The 21747-nt window shown below is 34.6% G+C and carries 15 protein-coding genes; 3 read left to right on the top strand and 12 right to left on the bottom strand.

Annotated elements, in window-relative coordinates; translation table 11 throughout:
• Positions 1 to 329: 329 nt before the first annotated feature.
• Positions 330 to 752: a hypothetical protein gene (locus ES677_RS13115; protein WP_148381473.1), complete on the bottom strand. Its 423-nt coding sequence runs from the start codon at positions 750 to 752 to the stop codon at positions 330 to 332.
• Positions 753 to 1695: 943 nt separating this feature from the next.
• Here ES677_RS13115 and ES677_RS13110 point away from each other — a divergent pair.
• Both ES677_RS13110 and ES677_RS13105 read left to right on the top strand, forming a co-directional pair.
• Positions 1696 to 3159, top strand: coding sequence for a hypothetical protein (locus ES677_RS13110; protein ID WP_148370551.1), 1464 nt, complete (start codon positions 1696 to 1698; stop codon positions 3157 to 3159).
• A gap of 885 nt (positions 3160 to 4044) precedes the next feature.
• Positions 4045 to 5253 carry a M24 family metallopeptidase gene (locus ES677_RS13105; RefSeq protein WP_148381472.1) on the top strand — a complete coding sequence of 403 codons (1209 nt, stop codon included), beginning with the start codon at positions 4045 to 4047 and terminating at the stop codon, positions 5251 to 5253.
• Between the two features lie 277 nt (positions 5254 to 5530).
• On the opposite strand, the gene ES677_RS13100 is transcribed toward ES677_RS13105, so the two are convergent.
• The 8 genes from ES677_RS13100 to ES677_RS13065 all read right to left on the bottom strand — a co-directional run bounded on the left by ES677_RS13100 (position 5531) and on the right by ES677_RS13065 (position 16039).
• Entirely contained in the window at positions 5531 to 6088 is a 558-nt protein-coding gene (locus ES677_RS13100) for a GNAT family N-acetyltransferase (protein ID WP_246124551.1), read from the bottom strand.
• 173 nt (positions 6089 to 6261) lie between these two features.
• The gene (locus ES677_RS13095; protein WP_148381471.1) at positions 6262 to 7620 is read right to left on the bottom strand and encodes an NAD-dependent succinate-semialdehyde dehydrogenase; all 1359 of its coding nucleotides are present in this window, start codon (positions 7618 to 7620) and stop codon (positions 6262 to 6264) included.
• 25 nt (positions 7621 to 7645) lie between these two features.
• Positions 7646 to 8836, bottom strand: coding sequence for a C45 family autoproteolytic acyltransferase/hydolase (locus ES677_RS13090; RefSeq protein WP_148381470.1), 1191 nt, complete (start codon positions 8834 to 8836; stop codon positions 7646 to 7648).
• 89 nt (positions 8837 to 8925) lie between these two features.
• Positions 8926 to 10458: a biotin carboxylase gene (locus ES677_RS13085; protein WP_148381469.1), complete on the bottom strand. Its 1533-nt coding sequence runs from the start codon at positions 10456 to 10458 to the stop codon at positions 8926 to 8928.
• 29 nt (positions 10459 to 10487) lie between these two features.
• Positions 10488 to 13235 (bottom strand): aminotransferase class I/II-fold pyridoxal phosphate-dependent enzyme, encoded by a 2748-nt coding sequence (locus ES677_RS13080; protein ID WP_148370545.1) that lies wholly within the window; start codon positions 13233 to 13235, stop codon positions 10488 to 10490.
• A 135-nt stretch (positions 13236 to 13370) separates the two neighbouring features.
• Positions 13371 to 13781 (bottom strand): VOC family protein, encoded by a 411-nt coding sequence (locus ES677_RS13075; RefSeq protein ID WP_148370544.1) that lies wholly within the window; start codon positions 13779 to 13781, stop codon positions 13371 to 13373.
• A 15-nt stretch (positions 13782 to 13796) separates the two neighbouring features.
• On the bottom strand, positions 13797 to 14738 hold the full coding sequence (locus ES677_RS13070) for a carbon-nitrogen hydrolase family protein (protein WP_148370543.1): 942 nt from the start codon (positions 14736 to 14738) through the stop codon (positions 13797 to 13799).
• On the bottom strand, positions 14735 to 16039 hold the full coding sequence (locus ES677_RS13065; protein ID WP_148381468.1) for an aspartate aminotransferase family protein: 1305 nt from the start codon (positions 16037 to 16039) through the stop codon (positions 14735 to 14737). Before ES677_RS13065 ends, ES677_RS13070 begins: the two co-directional genes overlap by 4 nt.
• 924 nt (positions 16040 to 16963) lie before the next feature.
• Between ES677_RS13065 and ES677_RS13060 the strand changes: the two genes are divergently transcribed.
• A complete protein-coding gene (locus ES677_RS13060) occupies positions 16964 to 17176 on the top strand; it encodes a hypothetical protein (protein WP_148370541.1) in 213 nt (70 codons plus the stop codon).
• A gap of 259 nt (positions 17177 to 17435) precedes the next feature.
• On the opposite strand, the gene ES677_RS13055 is transcribed toward ES677_RS13060, so the two are convergent.
• The 3 genes from ES677_RS13055 to ES677_RS13045 form a co-directional block, all read right to left on the bottom strand.
• Positions 17436 to 18293 carry a universal stress protein gene (locus tag ES677_RS13055; RefSeq protein WP_148381467.1) on the bottom strand — a complete coding sequence of 286 codons (858 nt, stop codon included), beginning with the start codon at positions 18291 to 18293 and terminating at the stop codon, positions 17436 to 17438.
• 8 nt (positions 18294 to 18301) lie between these two features.
• Positions 18302 to 19927 (bottom strand): BCCT family transporter, encoded by a 1626-nt coding sequence (locus ES677_RS13050; RefSeq protein ID WP_148370539.1) that lies wholly within the window; start codon positions 19925 to 19927, stop codon positions 18302 to 18304.
• Positions 19928 to 19996: 69 nt separating this feature from the next.
• On the bottom strand, positions 19997 to 21127 hold the full coding sequence (locus tag ES677_RS13045; RefSeq protein ID WP_394348791.1) for a hypothetical protein: 1131 nt from the start codon (positions 21125 to 21127) through the stop codon (positions 19997 to 19999).
• Between the last annotated feature and the right edge of the window lie 620 nt (positions 21128 to 21747).

Here is a 21747-nt window from a genome sequence, read left to right as displayed (position 1 = left end):
ATTAGGAAGAATAACACCAATGGAAAAATGGAACGCTGACAAACACCTGATTTTAATGAAAAAAATAACCGCATAATTTAACTAACGAAATTTAAAAGAATACTCTTGTTTTATAGGGGTCAAAACATTACTAGTATTAGAGTTTAAACAAAATCAATAACTAAAATAGCAAAATGAAGTTCTTCAAAAAAATAAAACAAATTACTCATTTAATGAAAGCAATAGATTTCAAATAATTTAAGCTTTAAAACTTTTAAAATTAAATAGTAAGTCTCAAGACTTTTATGAAACACTAAAATCCAGTAAAAATACCCCGTGGTTAAAGAGTTTTAAATGATCCAACCTTTTTTAGCCGCTCTTTTACTATATAAATAAAGGAATATGGCTACTCCAATAACTACAATAGGCACTAAAATTGATAAAACAAATGAAGAATTGTTAATATCAATAATAAATAACCAATACAGCTCTGTTAAGACTAGGGTAATCAATGAAACTGCGAAAAATTTGATAGCCCATTTTTTCTTTAATAAAAGCATAAAAACACCTAATGTTTCAGAGAATATGGCAACTATAAACGTAATTCCGTACCATAGTGGTACCGATTGCAAAACTGCAAATTCTTCAGCTGTGGTATTTTCTTGTAGGAAGTCCATTTGATAAGTCGTTAAGTATAATTCAATAATGTTCCATATAAGAGCAAAAATACCTATAGCCCAAAAGGAAGCTGGTGGTTTAGTTTTTATTTTCATAAATACCTCTTTTATTTTATTTATATTCTAAATATAATGAAATAAAGTTTAATTTTTATAACTATAATCTTTTGTGTCCGCCGTAGTTATGTAAAATATCAACTTTTGTTTTGAAAAACTCTCTTTGCAACAAAGTGTTACTTAAAGACCAAATCATCTTATTATAAAATTAGGTTACGACTTACACAATCTGCTCTACACTAATATAGTTTATATTGAAAGCGACTGCGAATATGTATTTACCATGCAGCAGACGGTAAATGTTAATGGCCAACCAATAACTTACTAAGCTTATTAAGGAATTATCCACAGCTTTATTTATGGGTGAACATCGTTCTTTTTTAGTCCATAAATAAAAGGTAATAGGTCTTAATGGTTGCGATGTAAACTTATCTAAGATTGAAATACCCGTTAGTGACACCTATTTCGAAAATGTGAAAAAGGAGTTCTTTTCTTAATGGTGTAATGTGTATTTCTTTTTTGTAATTAATATTCTGTTTTTTTTAAGTCTGATTTAGACCTCGGTCTGTATCAATGCCAAACTGGAGTATGAATTTTAGTTGACCCACAATTCTTTTTTATCTACGTCTTTCTAAGTAATCTCTTGAACGCAAATAAGAAACCCATTTCAAAGCTTTTTTAGTCAGATTTTATATAAGGTTTAGACTTATGCCGTTAATTAAAGTAGTTGCCTAAATCTACTATTTCATTATGGAAAAGCCTTCCTAATAAAAGACAATCCAATTTTATTCTTACTCATAAAAGATACTCGTAGTTTTATAATTTACTATGTAAGATGTTACTTACTATTTCAATATTTACGAATTTTAAAATGTTAAAAAAGGTTCTAATCTTATATTAATAGGATTAAATGTTTGTTTTTAACGTTAAAATACATAAATTTACGATGATATTTTGAATAACTAATGAATTCCTTATCATTATGAAATCTAAAAAACTTCTCCTTATATTTATATTACTTACCACTTTTTCCTACGGACAAGTAGGAATTGGTACAATAACTCCTGATCCTTCTGCGGCCTTAGATATTACATCTAATTCTCAAGGATTCTTAGCACCAAGAGTAACCACTGTAGAACGTACCGGAATAACCAGCCCGGCAGAAAGTTTATTGGTCTTTGATACCGATGAGGACACTTTCTTCTACTATAATACCACTACAACCTCTTGGATAGCTCTTGCTAACGACGCTAGTGTTAAAAGGAATAATTATAAGCTTATAAAATCTGCCGCCGATTTAGCACAAGAATTAATCGACGGAGGCTCCAGCTATTTGTTAGATGAAAACACCTATTATGAAATTAATGGTACAATAACCTTATTAAACCCCATCGATTTAAATAATGCCTATGTTTCTGGTATGGATGCCAATGAAGATGTACTCTCATATACAGGTGGAACTGTTTTTAAAGGAAGCACAGGTGGTAGTATTAGAAATGTAACTTTAGTAGGCGCAAAAGCATTTGAAATCACGGGCTCAGCTACCGAGACACTTTTAGTTCAAAATACTATTATATTTGGAATGAACTCTGTTGGAAGTATTTCAGGCTTCGGATTATACTTTAGCAATATTGTCCAGTTCGTAGGTAATACCAATGGCATCACGTATTCTAATATTGGTAATTTGCTATTGAACAATCAAGGATGGTTCAGTTCTAATAATGGAACATTTGAAACCTTTACGGGAACCTTTGGTTTAATAGAGAAAGTAAGTGGTTTTAGCACGGTGAATGGGGCGGATGTGGCCTTGGACGTTAGCAGCAATCCTGTTGTTGCAACTGGAATTTTACAAGGCACAGCTTTTTCTGGGACAACTTCAGCGACTTCTGGATATGTTAAAGGTTACACTACTGGGTCTTACGCAGGCTATAATTTTAGTAATGCTTGGACTGCAGGGGCACCAGGAATACCAAGAGAGAATGATGATGTTGCCACAGGTGATATTAACTTCACGGCATCGGTTGGTAGTGGAGTGTCAACTTTATTTACTGGTACAGGAACAAGTAGTAGAGAAAAGGTCATAGGTGCAACCACTTCCAACAGCCTATTCCGTTTTGAAAAAGATGGAGATAACAAAATTGTTTATAGAGGAAGTAAAAAAAGGTTTTTTGGAGCTAATGCTTCTATTTCTTTTCAAGCTAGGAATTTATCAGATTCACCAACAATTTATATACTATACGTAGCCAAAGGAGAAGATAACGGTTCAGCTTCAGTAATTACTCAAACTAAGGTTTATGGAAGAGCTACAACTGATCAAGAGATTATAGCGCTTCCTATCATAGGAACTATTGAATTAGATACAGACGATTATATAGAGGTTTGGGCTGAGCGTTATTCAGGATCCGGAAATATGCTCACAGTATCCCTAAATTTAACTGTGAGATAATGCTATATCATCGTTCATCAATTATTTTAATTTATAACTCTTGAAAATCTTTGGTTACCAAACCGAAGGTTTTTTTGTTTTCTAGTCTTTTGAAATAAAGCAATGAATACGCTACCCCAAAGACTCATTAACAAATTAAAGTCTCTACATCGCTTATTACTCCACTCTATTTATTAAATTTAGAAACTAATCACCGTATTAAATGACCTCATTGGTTACTAAGAGAATACCACAATAGCCTCCAAAATCCATTTTAATTAGTATTTATTACCGTATAGAACTGTTTTAATTGTTATCGGGTTCTGACTCCGCACCATATCGTTTTGCGGTTGTAAAGAAAAACAATTCGAAACAAACATTCTCTTGTTGTGGTAGTGCTAACCGAGCATTTTTATAGTTATGCTTTTCATATTTAAGTAAGGTTCGCTATCGCTTAAACCTTTTCTTAATGAAAAAGAGGATTGTAATCTTTACCTTATACCTTTTAAGATTTTCTCTTAATTTAGTTAGTATTTGCATATCGCGCTTTAGAACTAACACTAATTAATAATGATAAAGTGTTAATTATGGCCTTCATTATAGTTCGTTCCTCTCACAATTTTTACCACTACCAAATACCTAAAACTACCCAATAGCGTAAGACCTTTATGTAACGGTCTTTTAAATCTTTCGAATAGCATTCATTACCCACACTAAAAAATAAAAAGTTAAATGCTATAGAGTTTTATTCAATTTTCAAGAACTTGCCATTATAATGGGATTAGATTTAAAAATGTTGGAGTCAGTTTAGATTATCCTTCCAACCCAACGCCCTAATTCTTTTAGTCGTATAACATTTAATAAGCGCTGAAAACTTCAGCATTAATTTATAAAATTACATTTAAAATGAATAGTAACAGATCCTACGGTATTGGAGGTAGTACACCAGAAGAAGAACTTTCAAAATTAAGCGAGCCAATAACAAAGCCTGCTCCTATAGCTGAGAAAGAGTTTCAAAACAGACTTAATAAAGCCTGTGCAACTTTAAAAGCAAAAGGGTTGGATGCGTTATATATTAATGCCGGCACCAATTTATACTACTTCACAAATACGGTATGGCATCCGTCAGAACGCTTAGTGGGCGCCGTTCTTTTTGCCGATGGAACTCTTAAATATGTCGTTCCAGAATTTGAAATAGGTACGTTCAATGATTTTATAGGAATTGATGGTGAATTCATCTCGTGGTTGGAGTACGAATCGCCTGTACAAAAAATAGCAGACGTTGTAGAAGAAGGCACCCGTCTAGCCGTTGATGATTCCACCTCTTTTACGGTGGTTTCACGTTTTCAGGAACACAAAAAATTTATTATCAGCAGTGCCGAAGAGTTGATTAGAGACCTCAGAATACTTAAAAGTGACGCTGAGATCGCTCACATTCAGTACCCGATGGACTTAACTATGCAAGTACATCAAGCAGCGGCGAGAATTTTAAAACCAGGTATTACCACCAGCGAAGTAGAACGTTTTATTCATAAAGCGCACCAAAAACTAGGTATCGCTAGTGGCTCTTACTTTTGTATTGTTCTCTTTGGCAAAGATTCTAGCTTTCCTCACGGTGTAAAATCGCCAAAACCTTTAAAAGAAAATGAAATCGTTTTAATGGATACGGGCTGCCAATACAATGGCTATATTTCAGATATCACTAGAACTTATAGTTATGGCGACGCCACAGATAAGGAAAAGAAAATTTGGGCCAACGAAAAAGCTGCACAATTAGCCGCTTTTAATGCCGCTCAACTCGGTCACTCTTGTGGCCATATTGATGACCAAGTTAGAGTACAATTAGAAAAGGACGGATTAGGCCCTGATTATGATTTACCGGGACTACCACATAGAACCGGTCACGGTATTGGACTTGAAATCCATGAGCATCCTTTTATTTTAAAAGGAAATGACATCAAGCTACAACCAGGAATGGCGTTTAGCATAGAACCTATGATTGTTGTACCAGAGGAGTTCGGTATACGTTTAGAAGATCATATTTATATGACAGAAGAAGGCCCACAATGGTTTACAGAACCAGCGCACAGCATAGATAATCCTTTTGGTGTGTAAGGGTTTTATTTAAAAGCGGACTCCCAAACATAACAGTATCGTTTTACGAAATAGCAGTTAAAAAAACCTGCCACGCTTTTTTGCTTGGCAGGTTTTTATTTATAAGGTTGACGGTTCTTGGATTGAAAGTAGACGTGGTTTTTCAGCTTGCAAATTATATTTTTGCAAATGGAAATTGACGATTCTGGTATTGGAAACTTACAGCATAACAATCAGGTGAAACAAAAAAAGCACAAACTCTTAATTAAGTGTCTTATTTAGTTTTTTCTACCGCTGGTTAATGTCTGACATTTTCAATTTCAAAGATAATATTCGATTTATTATTTAGATCCTTTCTATTCTCATTAAAGTGAAATCCATTCTTTACTAATAGTTTTTTAGAATTCTCATTTTCAATATGTGTAAAGGCCTCAATTTTGTCAAGATTTAAGTCTTTAAAACCATACTCTATAATCTTTTTTAGAGCTTCACTCATAATCCCTTTATTTTGAAATTTAGGATTCAAATCGTACCCAACTTCCGCCGTTGTATTGTCTTGAGAAAAATTCCACAAACAAATTGTTCCAATAAGTTTAGGATCACTAATAAAAGTTATTCCCCAAGCAATTGACTGATTAGATTCGATATTATTATCCACTTCTTTGATGAATTCTAGGGCATCGGATATATTTTTAGTTTTTCTGTTTTCAGGCCTTTCAATAAATGTATTGACGGTTTTATCAGACCGTAAAAACAAGATAGCTTTAGCGTCCGATTCCTTTATTTGTCTAAGAAAAAGGCGTTCTGATTTTATTTCTGGATACGGTTTAAATTTCATTTTTTCGACAATTATCAAACATGTTTAAATAAAATACGCTGTTTTGGTTTAGGTACTAATGTAGCAAAATACAACAGGCTCAATAGATACAATTGTAAAATAACACCTAAAACAGCGCTAAAAAACCACCGGAGCTCCGGTTAAAATCTAAAGAGATGAGAGAATTAGTGATAGCGCTTATTTTACGCTTTTTAGTTTTTTACATAAACTGTTTTTCGATTTACAAACTCTAAGATGCCATCTTTTGCTAATTCACGTCCGTAACCTGATTTCTTAGTACCGCCAAAGGGTAATCGTGGATCGCTTTTTACCAATTCGTTTATAAAGTAAGCCCCATCACTCACTTCGTGGGCATATTCAAGTGCCTTTTCAATATTGGTAGTGCAAACCGTTACACCCAGTCCATAGCGGGATTGCTCTGAGAGGGCAAAGGCCTCTTCAATTGTTTTTACTTTTATCATCGCTGCCAAAGGGCCAAAAGTTTCTTCGTCAAAAGCAGGCATATCAGGTTTTACATTGCCTAAAATTGTTGGTTCGTGGTAGGCGCCGCTTTGATTTCCGCCAAGTAAAAGATCTGCTCCCATTGCAACTGAATTTCTAACCTGGTATTGTAATTGATCTGCCAAATCCTTTCGCGCTAACGGACCAATCTTGGTATCTTCCTCCATCGGGTCGCCGGATTTGAGGTTTTTTACTGCTGCAATAAATTTTAAAACAAATTCATCATAAATACCCTCCAACAAAATAAAACGCTTGGCGGCAATACAACTCTGTCCACAGTTTAGCATGCGAGCGGTAAGTGCTGTTGCCACTGCTTTATCAATATCGGCATCATCCCAAACAATGAAAGCGTTGTTACCCCCCAATTCCAACAATATTTTCTTTATATATTTCCCTGAAATTTGAGCGACTGCTGCTCCTGCCCTTTCACTTCCTGTAAGTGTAACGGCTTTTACAGCATCGTGTGCAATAATAATTTCGGTCTTATCATGATGTACTATTAAATTCTGAAAAACGTCATCAGGAAAGCCGGCCTTTTTAAAAACATCCGCAATCTGTTCGGCACAGCCAAAAACATTTGGAGCATGTTTTAAAAGGCCTACATTTCCGGCAATAAGGGTTGGAGCGGCAAAACGAAACACTTGCCAAAAAGGAAAATTCCAAGGCATTATGGCAAATACGGCTCCAATTGGGTCGTGGCGCACATAACTTCTTTGGGCATCGGTTTCAATAAATTCATTTGCTAAAAATTTTTCAGCATTTTTAGCGTAATAGTCACATACAGTAGCGCATTTATTTACTTCTCCTCTAGATTCTAAAATTGGTTTCCCCATTTCCAAAGTAATAATTTTAGCATATTCTGCTACGTTATCTCGCAAAACTTGGCCCGCTTTTTTAAATAGCAAGCTGCGCTCTGAAACAGGAACTTTTCTCCAAGACTCAAATGCTTTTTGGCTTTTGTTTAGTTTATCTACTAATTCGTTTTGCGTAAGACCTTTAAATTTAGCAACCTCTTGCCCGTTATAAGGATTATTACTTTTAAATTCCATAGTTTATAAAATTAAATATCACAAATTAATATTCGACAGGCTCGTTCCAATAATCTACTAATACTTCCCAAGCTATTTCACCGCCAGGCATTAATCGATCACGAAACTCTTGTTGTTTTTGTTTTGTTTTCTTCCCTGCCATTCCGCTAACCAGTGAATCTACAACTGCATCTTGCCATCTGTATCCATTAGTTTCTACCGGAGCTGTTTCCCATGTGTTAATAGGAACAACTGGCTGCCCAGTAGTATTGTATTCTATGAAAATGTTTTCTTCTGCAAAATTATCGAAGCTTCTTTCAATTGCGACATTTGGCCACAGTACTTTCATAATTAAGTTTTCTGGCTGATACACTGACGTAAATAAGGTCCCAAATCCTTCAGTAAACTTTGTATTATATAACGGATAATGTAAGAAGGCCTTCGCTAATTCATTAGCACTTATGTTTTTCGATTTTAAATAATTTTTTATGAAATTATAACGCTTAACAGTTTGATTAAACTGAGCATTCTCTTCCCAGTCTACTATTCCTTGATGATTCGTTGCAAAGGCATCGTTAGTAACTAATGGTGCTTTATCTGGAGCTAACATTACTGTTTTTGAAGCTCCCGATTTGTCTACTACAGTCACGTTATATGACATATGAGACGGAATACTTTTTAGCACTTTTACAGCTTCAGCGGTATTTTTACAAAATTCTAAAACATACCTTAGAATAAAAGGAATTCCAAATCCATAACCAACTTCTTTCCTACCACCAAATGTGAGAGAAACACAAAGGCCTGCATCATTCATACCATCTACTAATCCAATTAAACAATCTGACATACCCATAACTTTATTGTCATTCCATTTACTCAGCAATATTGTCCCTTCGAGCAAATTTGGATGGTAATCATAGTTGCGAACTAGTTGAATTTCATCTGCTTTAATAACTGCCTGCGCACAAGCACTAATATATGCTGGTGGTTGAAACCCTGTGAGAAAACGAGCCATAACCGGATCGGCGTTTGTTAATACGCACAGATGCTTATAGGTTGACCACATTTTGGGCATATATTTTTTTAGAGCGTTTTGCGATGTCTCTAAATCTGGTGTGTTCACAGTTTCTTTTGACAAAAACCAATTTCGATACCCTGACCAATAGGCATCGAATAAACCTTTCCATTTTGCTCCTGCTATAGACGGTTCTGAGACCGTAGTAAAATTTAATTGCATAGTATATTTTTTATTTTAACCTTATAAAAATGTATAAACGATTTAACTAATATTTAGAGTTAACCACTAGTCATAGTATTAGAAACGAATTATTTTGTTAAACTCCCCTTAAGCATAACCTGTTCACTCTTATCTTCCACAATTTGAGATGCATATTTACTTTGAATGGCTTTAATCCATTGTTTTGCACGATTGTTTAACTTAAAATCATCAGTCATCATCCGACCTCTAGACACCAAAATCCCCATATCTGCACCTTCATATAAATAATCACCTTTTTTAGAAATATGTAAAAAGAAGGCCTCATTTTCAGTCTCTACAGCTCTTCTGTGTGTATCTAAACGATCAAATTGAATATGGCCATTATCAAACATTTTGTAAATACCTGATTTTGGGGCCTCAGAGATATACTCAACAGTTGCTTTGGTATGTTTTATTATTATTTGACTCCAGCTATCAATATTTGCTTGCTTTTCCCAACGATCGTTAATCGCCTTAACATCCAATTTATAGTCAACATCCATCCATTCCATAATATGGAAAATAAAAAGAGGCGCATCAGCAAGGGCAAAAACAGCGTGATTAGTGATTGAACTAGCTCCAGTAACTCTCGGGTTTAGTTCTCCTAAATAAATTTCACCATTGTCTTGATCTATTAGAAAATCTAATTCAAAATAGCCTTTATAACCTTCTTCTCTAAGTTGATTTCCAAATAATTGCGTATATTTTGTCGCTTTTTTTCTTAACTCCGGACTGAATGCATTTGGATAAATTTCATTGCCACACCAACCTCCTTTATAAGGCGTTAACTCTTTAAAACCGACTAACTCGGTCATTAAAGGTGCAACAATAGTTCCATGTCGCGTAACGCACGCTTCAATAGCAGAACCTTTACAATTGATGCGTTTCATAATTTTAACCTCTTTCTCTTCTACAATCTCTTTTTCATATTTTTTAAATTCTTCTTCATTTGAGATAAAGAAAGTAGTATGACCAGAATCACCAAATGGTGTTTGTATTACAAGGTCTGTTCCTAACACTTTAGAAACTTTATTTAAGTGTTTATAATCCGTTACAGGAGATAACACATAAGGTACACAAGGTACTCCAGCTTTTTCTGCAATACGATTGGTATTGACTTTATTATCCATAAAGGTTCGCATTTTTGCACTTGGGAACATAATCTGTAACCCCAATTTTTTAGCTAGCTTTTCGGTGTTTTCATCAAACATAAGGAACATAGCCTTACCTGCTTTTTTACCTTTACTTCTTGTTTTTAAATAGTCTTGGACCTCTGGATGTTGAAGCAAGTAGTTATTGATATCTTCAATACAGGTAAACTCATCATGAGGAATTTCTTCTTTTGGAGAAAAAACATTAGGATGCTGTCCATCAAAGCATTCTATATGACAAATAAACTTAAATCCTTTAATCCACTCATCTGCTCCCAACATATTAAAATTAGTGGCACTGATAAAATATATTGGAACCTCATTCTTATAAAAGAAACGTCTTATATCTGGAATTCCATCAAGTACTTCAATGGTGTTCTCTTTTTTTGCAGTCGCTACTTTTTTAGTTGGTACTGCTTTTTTAGTTTTTGTTGATTTTTTAATAGTCATACAATCGGTTTTAAAATTATTAATTAATTTTATTTTTTGATGTTCATTCCCCCTATAGATGTTGTTGTTTTATGTCTGTCCAATACCGTTTCTTTAAAGATTCTTAAACCCAAATCGGCACGATAGCCATGAATTTCACTAACGTCTAAAGCCAACATAAAATTAATAATCTCTTCGCTAACCACCTGACCTGGCACCAGAACAGGGAATCCTGGTGGGTATGGAATTACAAAAGTGGAGGCCACTAAAACTTTGCCTTTTTGCATAGCACCTAAACAGTCGCTTAAAGGAATATACTCGTAGTTTTCTTCTTTATAAGCTAGAAAATAAGCCGCACGCAAATCTCCTCCTGGTACTCCAGGAACAGCTTGAAATGAATGATGAAAAAAGCTAAAATCTGGCAAAGGCGGTACTTCTTTGGTTAAGGAATGGATTCGTTTTTGGTGAATTTCCATTTCCTTATCATTTAACGACTTAAATTCTTCATCTAATTCATCTGCAATTTTTAACAAGGCATTCGTTAAATACGTAATACTTCCTCTTGTTGTACCTATATTAGTCAAAAATAACACAGTGTTTCTAGACGTTTTATTGATTTGGATATTAAATTTATCCATCAAATATTTGTTCTTAAAAGTATCACCATCAACGCCCGTTTTACCTATATGTAAGGTGATTTTTGTTGGATCTAAAACAAACTCATCCTTTTGCCAAGCGTCGTCCATAAGATTCCAACCTTCATTTTTTGTGTAATATTCTTTTAAGCCTGTTTGACGGTATTTATCTGGAATAAAATCTTTTACGGTTAAGATATCAAAGTATTTACTTAGCTGTGGATTATCGTTAACTTTGGCGCGCAAAATCATAGCCATTTCAATACTTTTTTCAACTAGCTCAAAACCTTCCAACTGAACCTGACGCCTACCAATATCCAATGACGCTAACATTTGATAATTAGGGGATGTGGAAGTATGTGTCATATAGGCTTCCGAAAAGGTGTTTTCACTTTTTCTACGGAAGTCCTGATCCCAAATATGAATCATAGAACCTTGTCTAAAACTACTTAATGTTTTATGTGTGCTTTGTGTTGCATATACACGAATACGAACCTTATCAGGATCTGGCATTAAGGAAATATCATCAGCCTTTAACCCTTTAATATGGTCAGTATACTTTTTTCTATAGCCACTACTATTATATTTTTCATATAACTTTTTAGCTGTATACATCCCAGTACGTTGTTTGTAATTATAAGCAAATCCAGCAAAGGCAAACCAAGCTTCATCCCACAAAAATATTATGTCTGGCTTTATCGCTAAAACTTCTTCCATAACGCGTTCTACATTATATACCATCCCGTCAAACGTGCAATTGGTAAGCAATAACATTCTCACTTTGTCTAATCTTCCAGCCTTTTTTAACTCCATTAAGCGGCCCTTTATTTGTTCTAAAGGCACAGCACCATACATAGAATATTTTTCTATTGGATAAGAATCTAGATAAACGGGATAAGCTCCTACTAATACCAATCCATAATGGTGCGATTTATGACAATCTCTATCGATAAGAACTACGTTTCCGGGTTCTACAAGAGCCTGCATAACTATCTTATTAGCCGTTGAAGTACCATTAGTAACAAAATAAGTGTATTGTGAACCATAAGCATCTCTTGCCATTTCCTGAGCTTTTTTAATAGACCCCGTTGGTTGCAATAAGGAATCAAGACCTCCTGTTGTGGCTGATGTTTCTGCTAAAAACATATTTCTACCATAGAAATCTCCAAAGTCGTTGATCCATCTCGATTTAAAAACCGAATTCCCTCTTGAGATTGGCATTGCATGAAAAACACCAGTTGGCTTTTGACTATATTCTACCAAAGCAGAAAAGAATGGCGTTTCAAAACGCTCGGCAATGCCTCTTAAAATAGTTAAGTGAAGTTCTTGGATATCTTCTGTTTGATAGAAAATTCGTCTAAAACATTTGATGGTGCTGTCTTTTAAATGCCCTAGTGATGTATCAGTAACGTAGTAGGTATCCAATTCTGGTCTAAACTTGCCAATCAAATCACCAATTAATGGACCAAGTTCCGTTTCTGATTTTGAAGAATAGTCAAGTTTTGTAACAGACTGAATATATGGTTTTATAAGAGGTGAGATTTCTTTAGAATAATAAGGTGGCGCGTATCTCACAACCACTGCCTGTATATTGTGATTGAAGTGCAAAGCAATCAAGGCATCTTGAAAAGATCTCTGCACCACAACCCCATAGGTAAATTTGTCATTTGAGATACGTAATGACATCAAGCTATGTTTTAAAGTACTCTCTTCCTTTTCTGAAATCGCGTCTATAAATAACACCTCAAAATGGTTTTTCCGAACACTGTTATGCTGCTCATGTTCCTCAACAGACGCTATGCTATGTTCATCAAAATCTATATAATCAGGGTTGCTTCTATAACTATCTCCCACTAAATCTTTAGTGGTTTCAGCTATTAAATTTGATAAAGACTCGTGCTCATGATTAGAAAGTATATGTTCTAATTTTTGCATTCTCCCTTTTCCTGGTGAAGCAAAATAACATTCAACTCCTTTTAAATCCTTAATTAAATTTTTTACTACCTCCCTATGTTTTCTTTCATTTACTGAACCGTTGTTGCAACGCGCTAACTCTGAGCTTTCAATTTTTAATTTATTCCAATAGTCTACTCGCAACTGACCAATGTTATAATATGGAGAACTCTTTGGTTTGCTATTTGCTTTTTTATGAATATCAGTCATTGAAGATTTTATAAGTTATTTTTATTAAAAAAAAGATGAGTAGAAATAATTATTGCGCCTAGTAATGTACGAAGGGTAGTAAAAAAAGGTAGGAAACTAATTAAAAACTTCTGCATTTTGTGATTAAGATAATCGTTAATTTTTAGAATGTAGTGCTAATTTATTCCCTTGAGAATCAATAAAAACAGCGAAGTATCCAGATTCTTCAGATATTAAAGTTTTTGGCATAATGATACGACCTCCAGCTTGCTCTACTTTATCAAGAACCAAACTCAAGTTATCACCACCATTAAGATAAATTAGTGAACCGGAATCACTTGGCACGTAACCAGAGCCAGAAACAACCGCGCCACCAATACCGGTAGTTGTTGAAAAAAAAGCCATCTCATTAGATTCTGTTATATTCTGTTGCATAGTTATGTCAAAAATATATTGATAAAACTCTACTGCCTGTTGAAAATCGATTGCGGGTATTTCAAACCAACTCACATAATCTTTTCTTATTTCTGCTTTCTTAATTTTTTTTCCTGATCTTACATCACCCATTTATTTCTATTTTTTTTATATGATTGAATCTCCTTTATAATGTGTTGGAGTGCTTTGCTTTCTTAAAGTAGTTTCTCTTATTTTTAATTCTGTCAATGTATCTAATCGAGTGGGTTTTATTAAAGGACCTAATGAATCCAAATAAGGTGTCGGTATATTAGGTTGGTAAATTCCAAATTGACTAGTTTTAATATGATCACGAAAGCTTTTAAGAGGTTGTCCTAAACGTAAAATACCCAATTCGCGACTTCTTTTTACTCTGTCAATATTTAACTCAAGAGGTATAATTTCTTCTGTACCTTCGGATTGGTGGAGTATTCTACCATCTGGCCCACAGACAATAGACCGTCCGCAACCTCCAGTATCCAATCCATTGACATCAAAGAAATAACACTGATTCACCGAAGCCATTGCTCTTACAATAGATAATTCTATTTCGCGATCAATAGTCCCAGACATGGTAGGGTGCATTATAACTTCTGCTCCCATAGTGGTTAGGGTGCGAATGGTTTCAGGAAACCACATATCATAACAAATTGAAACCCCAAATCTGGCAACATTAGGCACGTCAAAAACACAATAATCTTGTCCGGGTGTTACGCCAGTTTCATAAGGATAAAACGGAAACATTTTTCGGTAACGCGTTACTATTTTTCCTTTCGGGTTAATAACAGTTGCGGTATTATAAATTTTTCCTTCACTTTTCTCAAATATAGAGCCTGGTAGTAACCAAATGCCGTATTTTTTTGCCATAGCCTGCATCTCGGCTTCAAAGTTATTAGGTATTACTTGTGCAGTATGGGTTAGTGGCCCAAAGGCACACAACTCACTAAACATAATCATCTCTATCCAAGGATAAAGGTTCATAGTAATATCAATTTTTAGCTTCATCATTTCAACGTTTGAAACGACAGCTGATACCTTCATTTGTATTCCTGCAATTGCGAATGGTTTCATATATTATGTATTGCTTTTTTAATTTCGGCTTCCAAAATGGATAACCCTTTTTCTAATTGTTTGTCTGTAATTACTAAAGGTGATAAAATGCGCAGAACGTTTTTATAAGTACCTGCACTTAAAACTACCAACCCATTATCTGCACACCCTTTAATAATTTGTGGGCATATTTCGGAATTAGGCTGTCTTGGATCTCTGTTTTTAACAAATTCAATAGCTATCATTGCACCTATACCTCTAACATCTCCAATTTCTGAATGTTGACTCATTAAATTTTGCAATCTAGTCTTTATGACAAGACCTACTTTAACTGCTTTTTCATTCAAGTTTATATCTTTCATATATTTAATAGTGGCAGATGCTGCCACACAACAGATAGGGCTTCCAATGTAAGTACCACCAATGGAACCAATTGCTGCAGCATCCATAACCTCAGCCTTACCAATTATTGCTGCAATAGGTAAACCAGAACCCATAGATTTCGCGTAGGTGCTAATATCGGGTTGAACTCCGTAATATTGCCAACTCGCCCAATGTCCAGTACGACAGAATCCGCTTTGCACTTCGTCCATAATTAGCATAATACCGTGCCTATCGCAGAAAGCTCTTAATCCTTCTAAATATTTCTGAGGAATGGCATTAAAACCACCTTCACCTTGTATTGGTTCTAAAATTACAGCCGCAACACTCTTTACATCCACAAGGTTAAGCGCACTTTCATAAAGTCGTTTGAGTTCATCCTCTACAAATGTGTCCATATCTCGTTTTCCGTGGTACCTGTAAAAATTTGGAAAAGGAAGGCGATATACTTCAGGCGCAAATGGACCACAATCATACTTATAACTAATTTTACTAGTTAAAGTCATAGCCATCATTGTACGACCATGATAAGCGCCGGTAAAGCAAAGTATCGCTGGTCTTTTAGTAGCTTGACGCGCAATTTTTATGGCATTCTCTACAGCTTCTGCACCTGTACTCACCAACATAACCTTTGTTTTTTCTCCATGAGGTAAAATCTCTATAAGTTCTTCACATAAGGCGATGTAAGGTTCATAAGTGACCACATTAAAACTCGTATGGAGATATTTACCAGCTTGCTCACGTATTGCTTCTACTACTGGTTCAGGGCAATGTCCAGCATTAACAACACCGATACCTCCAGCAAAATCAATAAGTTCGCGTCCATCAACATCTATAATAATCGCTCCTTTCGCTTCTTTTACAGTCGCTGTATTAAAAACTCCTACGCCGTTTGCGACGACCTTTTTTCTTCTATCGAAGAGTTCCTGAGATTTATTCATTTTAAAAATTACGTTTATCTGAAATTATTTTTATATAAATATGATGTTTTATATATTTTAAAGTATAAGAGCTATAATACCTTATCTCTACAGTTTTAATTGAGAGATAAAAAGTAATTTAAAAGTTTATACACTAGATTCGATCAGTCTATTACAGACTTCTATCTAGATTTTAAAAATGATATATTTGTTAAAATTTATCACTATTGTGTTTTCTTAAAGTGTAAGTGGTAACTGTTTCAGAATTTTATCGTTTGGAAATTAAACGACTGTTTCCAACAGCACTATTCCGATGCATTGTTTAAGTTTTTACAATGATTTAAGGGTAGACTCACCCCTAATAAACGGATATAGTGGTTTGACTAATCTTTTTAGGATATAGCCAATAATATTACAATGTATATAAAGATACATATTTAATAATTTAAGAACTGCTACCTAGTTACACTTGGCGTTTAGTTTTTAAACTACTGCTCTCAATATAGGTAATAGCTTGTTAAAAAGCAAATTAAGAGACGTGTTTTTACTGAGCGATTGATAAAAATATTTTCAGATTTTTAATATTTATTTTTTTATTAACCTTCGCAGTGTTATAATCTTGTTAGATAAATACGCTATATTCCAGCCAAAACGTCACAACTTCTAGGTATTTCAATGGTTGTAGACGCACTAGATGCATATGTATTTTTCGTTGTGGTTCTGTAAGTTAAAGTACCTAAAAGTCCTTCATATCTAACTATAATAGAAATATTATGATCGTCTAACCAAAAGGAATAGCGCTCTATATATTTATTATCTACTACTGGTAAAATTATGGAACTGTAGTTATCACAGCGTCTTCGAGGGGCTCTTTGTCATCTAACACTAAGGACAAATCCGCGAGAAGTTCCTTATGAAGTGGGTCTTCTAACCACTTTAATACTAATGAGAGGAGTTAAGCGTGTTCTTTTTCTGGCACTTCCTTGGTGTATTGTAACGGTAATGAAACAAAAAGTAACTGCTTTTTTAATGTCTAAAAAGCCTATAGGCCTTAAACACTTGTCTAAAGACAGGGTTCCTGTAAAACCCTATAGAAGTAGCGAAGGTATTGATAGTGTAGTTAAACAGATAAACAATCTGGTGTGGAAATGGTTGTAACTATTTTATTAGAAACGTAAAATAGATAACTCACGATTAAAACCGTGAGCTATTTTTTTCTACAGGCGGACTTAAATTCTGGTTTCTTTTACAATAGTTTTTCCTATTAATTAAAACCTGCGATAAAGGTTTCTTTTAAAAGCAGAGCGTATTCACCTATCCAAATCGGCTATTTTTAAAATGAAAAACGTGCTAAAATTAAAGTCCGAACCGTATTAATTTCAATATTTTATGGCCGCTTACTGCCCTTTTTAAAGCGCTACTTTACAATCCATAACGGCACATCTAAGTCTTGATTAAACAGTTCCTCGGTAACACTTCCTACAAGTAAGGAAGAGAAAGTGTTTCTGCCTTTGTCTCCAACAATAATGAGATCTACCTCTGACGTTAATGCTTTGATACGCAACTTTTCTGCTACTCCGTTATCTCTTCCCTGAATAATCTCAGAAGTTAATTCCCCTTGGAATCCAATCTTTTTTATAAATTTTTCATATTTCTCCTTTAGATGATTTTCTATCTTTAAGTCGAGGTGTTCTTTTGGAATATAAGGCGAAAATTGTACCGGTACATTGTATACGTGCACTGCTTTTACTTTTGCCGCGGTGGTTTTCTGTAAGTTTTCGGCCACTTGAAAAACCTTATTTGAGGCACTAGAAAAATCTGTTCCTGCCCAAATATTACTAATTACTGGTTTTGTACCTTTAGGAATAGACAAAATATCACATTTAAGCAAACGCAGTAATTTTCCACTCACCACTCCAGTACCTTTAGATTTATTTTTATTTCCGATTAGAGCGAGCTGAATTACATATTTATCGACAATATAATTGATGAGAGATTCAGAATAAGGATCTTCAGAGATAAGTACTTCCCATTCTGCTGAAGATGTAAATTTCTCTTCTACCTTTTCATTTAACTCATCCCCTATTATTTCGTCGAGGTTAAGATCTTTTAATTGTTCTTCGAATAATTCTGAGATCTCATATTTTTTAATATTATGTACAAAGTACACTTTTTCAACCTTAAGGGTTTCGGCAATAAAGGATGCATACTCTATTAAAGTGCTATCAATATCTGAAAGGTCTAAGGCAACCAGTACGTTTTTTATTTCAGTCATTATTCGAATTATTTAGTATTATTTTGCTGATTTGCATTTCTTTTTTTAACGATACCAGAAACTATTTCCTCGTAATTTTCAAGTTCTTTTTGAGACTCCCGTTTTTTCAGTTTCCGGAGATCTTCGCTTAAACCTTTGTAAAGTGAAAAGCACATAATTATTAAAATCACTGTAAAGGGCAAGCCGGTTACAACGGTGGCCGACTGAAGAGCTTGTAACCCCCCGCCTATTAAAAGAACCGCAGCAATACCTCCTTCGGCAATGGCCCAAAATATTCTCTGTCCCACAGGCGCATCAATTTTACCTCCAGAGGTTAAACTGTCTACCACCAAAGATCCAGAATCTGAAGACGTTACAAAAAATCCTGCAATTAAAATTATAGCTATAATATTAAGAATAAATGCGAAAGGATAATCTTCCATAAATACAAACAAGGCGGTCGCAACGTTTTCATTCACGGCATTTACAATAGTATCGTTTCCAAGAAGTGCCTGATGTATCGCTGTGCTTCCAAAAGCTGAGATCCAGAAAAAAGTAACTATAGAAGGCACTATTAAAACACCCAAAATAAACTCACGCACCGTACGCCCTTTTGAAATACGCGCAATAAACATTCCTACAAAAGGAGACCAAGCAATCCACCATCCCCAGTAAAAAATAGTCCAAGCATTTTGCCAATCGGTACCGGTATAACTTTCTGTCCAAGTGGATATTTCAAGAAAATCGGAAAAATAATTCCCTGTATTTTGCACGAAAGATTTAAAAATAAAGATTGTTGGTCCTAAAACCAACACTACCAAAAGAAATAGCACGGCTATTCTCATATTCCATTCACTCAAAACTCTCACTCCCTTATCAACTCCCAAAACAACTGAAATGGTTGCAACTAAGGTTATTCCGGCAATTAGAATAATTTGGGTTTGTACACCGCTATCTATTCCGAAAAGGTGATTTAAACCGGCTGCAATTTGTTGAACGCCCATTCCTAAAGAAGTCGCAAGACCAAATAAGGTAGCGAGTACAGCGAAAATGTCTATGGCGTCTCCAATTTTTCCGTAAATTTTATCTCCTAAAAAAGGATAAAAAACAGATCTGATAGTAAGTGGAAGCCCTCGGGAGTACGTAAAATACGCCAAAGATAAACCTACCAATGCATATACTGCCCAAGCGTGAAAACCCCAATGTAAAAAGGTGAATTTCATAGCTTCCTTGGCTGCTTCGGCTGTTCCGCCTTCTGCCATCGGTGGACTTAAAAAATGATAAATGGGTTCTGAAATACTCCAAAATAATAATCCAATTCCCATTCCAGCACTAAATAGCATCGCGAACCAGGAAATAGTTTTAAATTCGGGTTTTGCACTTTGTCCCCCAATTCTTAACTGCCCAAATTTACTAAAGGCCAAATAAAGCATAAATATTAAGAAAACATTTATACTTAATATAAAAAACCACCCTGCCTTATTTGCTATAAAATCTTGTATTTCAGTAAAATACTGTTCTGCCCCGTCTTTAAACATCAGGGTTAATGTTATTATTATGATAATGGTAATAGCCGACGTAAAAAATACGGGACCATTTACTTCCAATCCAAAAACGGATTTTCTCTCATCACTTCTTATAATCTTCTTAGCCATAAAGCGTATTGTTTTTGATATAATTTAATTTCTTAGAGCGTTTGCAGCCCTCTATATTATTTATAAATTCTAAAAATAGTAACCAATATTAATATTGAATCTTGCTTCCCATTTAGCCTCCGGATTTCCTTTAGAAAAATCGTCTACAAAATTACCGCCTAACCAAGAGTGATTATATCCCGCCGCATAATCAATATACGTGTACACACTCCCAGCAGAGACTAAAACTCCGGTTACATTCATATAAGAATCCGTAAATCCGGGTGCTTTTTTCTGCATAAATGCAAAATCATTATAAAATTGCAAATTTGTAACAGGCCCCCACGTTACTGGAACATTTCTGGAAATCGCTAAAGAATACATATTAAAATCGGCAGCTACCTCATAAGGAGCACCATACGCTGCCATTATAACGACATCTGTGGGTTCGCCTTCGGCATTCTCAGGGTTATGGGAAGCCGTAATAAATTGTGCTTTTCCATTCCATTTTCCTTTAGTTATTTCATAATGTGCGGCAAAAGCCTTGTGATTTCCAATATCCTCGGTATCTATATTATATAGGCCACCGTATTCTAAAGAAACCCCCAATCTACTTGAAGATTCTGTCCCGAATTTGTAAATAAATTTTCCGTTAAACTGATTGACTTCTTTGTTTCGACCCGTGATATCATATGAATATCGGTTTGGAGAATTTTCTGTATTATTACCAAACCTCAATTCTTCAGCATTTTTAAAAAAAGCCATTTGGTATTCAAATTTCTCCCCTGTATGTATATATTTCACGCCCATATCATGATCATCTTCCAAGCCTACATAATACGACATATTAAAAAACCAGTTGTGAGAGTTGTATTGTTGAATACCGAAAGGAACCTGTGTTAAACCGATATGAATCTGATCGAGTTCGTTGAAGTTGTAACCTACCCAACCCTGCTTTAGGAATCCGCCTCCAAAACCTTCAGAATACAATCTGTATTCGGCATTAAGAAAGAGTCCTTTATAAGCCGCTTTGGCGTTTATTCTAAACATATCATATCCAAAATCTCCCCCGCGTTTTTTCTGACCATCCTTCCATGACGATAAATTATAGTTGAAACGCAATGCTCCACCTATTTTAAGTTCTAGTTTTTCCTGAGCCATTGCCGGAAATGCCAACATTAAGCAGAATATTGTAAGGTATAAAAATTTCAAGAATTGCATATAAGTATTTTTTATAACGTATAGTTATTTTAAAGATTTAATAAAACGGTAATGAATTATGATTTAAGGGAAAAATGGAAGATTAAAAAATGATATGTCTTCAGAACTTAAAATAAGTGAGCTTTAGAGTCTGATTTCTATTTTTTTTAGGAAAAGGCTTTTTTGATTATAAATGGGTACAGTGTAGATTACATTATTTTTTACTAATAGCTGTTGTTTTGTTTTCGGGTGCAAATTTAGTGAAAGAAAACGGACCAGAGAGAAATCTTATAAATTTTTACCGGTAAAAACAGAATACTATAGCTCACAGCCCAAGTTTGGGGTCACTTTTTAAGACTATGACTAGGTTATTATAACTTACAAGTACACAGCTAGTAACCATTCTGTACAGTAAAACGCGATACTATTTAAAATACGGTCTTGTCCGCTAGCTTTTCATCGGTTTAATTGATTTTATACTATTTTATCAGTTCACTTTATTTCGAGTACACCATTTTTTTAACTACTACTACTACTACTACTACTACTACTACTACTACTACTACTACTACTACTACTACTACTTGTTTTCTCGATTGAATACTTAAATGCATTAAATTATTGAATTTAGTTTTTCTCAA

The sequence above is a fragment of the Bizionia gelidisalsuginis genome, assembly GCF_008086185.1.
Classification (GTDB): domain Bacteria; phylum Bacteroidota; class Bacteroidia; order Flavobacteriales; family Flavobacteriaceae; genus Bizionia; species Bizionia saleffrena.
Note: the sequence above shows the minus strand (reverse complement) of the source record. Positions and strands in the feature narration are given on the sequence as shown.

What these genes read in the sequence shown, in the direction of transcription:
- ES677_RS13105 (WP_148381472.1), top strand. Translation starts at nt 4,045, where the DNA reads ATGAATAGTAACAGATCCTACGGTATTGGAGGTAGTACACCAGAAGAA.
- ES677_RS13085 (WP_148381469.1), bottom strand. Translation starts at nt 10,458, where the DNA reads ATGACTATTAAAAAATCAACAAAAACTAAAAAAGCAGTACCAACTAAA.
- ES677_RS13050 (WP_148370539.1), bottom strand. Translation starts at nt 19,927, where the DNA reads ATGGCTAAGAAGATTATAAGAAGTGATGAGAGAAAATCCGTTTTTGGA.
- ES677_RS13055 (WP_148381467.1), bottom strand. Translation starts at nt 18,293, where the DNA reads ATGACTGAAATAAAAAACGTACTGGTTGCCTTAGACCTTTCAGATATT.
- ES677_RS13095 (WP_148381471.1), bottom strand. Translation starts at nt 7,620, where the DNA reads ATGGAATTTAAAAGTAATAATCCTTATAACGGGCAAGAGGTTGCTAAA.
- ES677_RS13060 (WP_148370541.1), top strand. Translation starts at nt 16,964, where the DNA reads ATGAGAGGAGTTAAGCGTGTTCTTTTTCTGGCACTTCCTTGGTGTATT.
- ES677_RS13070 (WP_148370543.1), bottom strand. Translation starts at nt 14,738, where the DNA reads ATGAAACCATTCGCAATTGCAGGAATACAAATGAAGGTATCAGCTGTC.
- ES677_RS13080 (WP_148370545.1), bottom strand. Translation starts at nt 13,235, where the DNA reads ATGACTGATATTCATAAAAAAGCAAATAGCAAACCAAAGAGTTCTCCA.
- ES677_RS13065 (WP_148381468.1), bottom strand. Translation starts at nt 16,039, where the DNA reads ATGAATAAATCTCAGGAACTCTTCGATAGAAGAAAAAAGGTCGTCGCA.
- ES677_RS13110 (WP_148370551.1), top strand. Translation starts at nt 1,696, where the DNA reads ATGAAATCTAAAAAACTTCTCCTTATATTTATATTACTTACCACTTTT.
- ES677_RS13090 (WP_148381470.1), bottom strand. Translation starts at nt 8,836, where the DNA reads ATGCAATTAAATTTTACTACGGTCTCAGAACCGTCTATAGCAGGAGCA.
- ES677_RS13115 (WP_148381473.1), bottom strand. Translation starts at nt 752, where the DNA reads ATGAAAATAAAAACTAAACCACCAGCTTCCTTTTGGGCTATAGGTATT.
- ES677_RS13045 (WP_394348791.1), bottom strand. Translation starts at nt 21,127, where the DNA reads ATGCAATTCTTGAAATTTTTATACCTTACAATATTCTGCTTAATGTTG.
- ES677_RS13075 (WP_148370544.1), bottom strand. Translation starts at nt 13,781, where the DNA reads ATGGGTGATGTAAGATCAGGAAAAAAAATTAAGAAAGCAGAAATAAGA.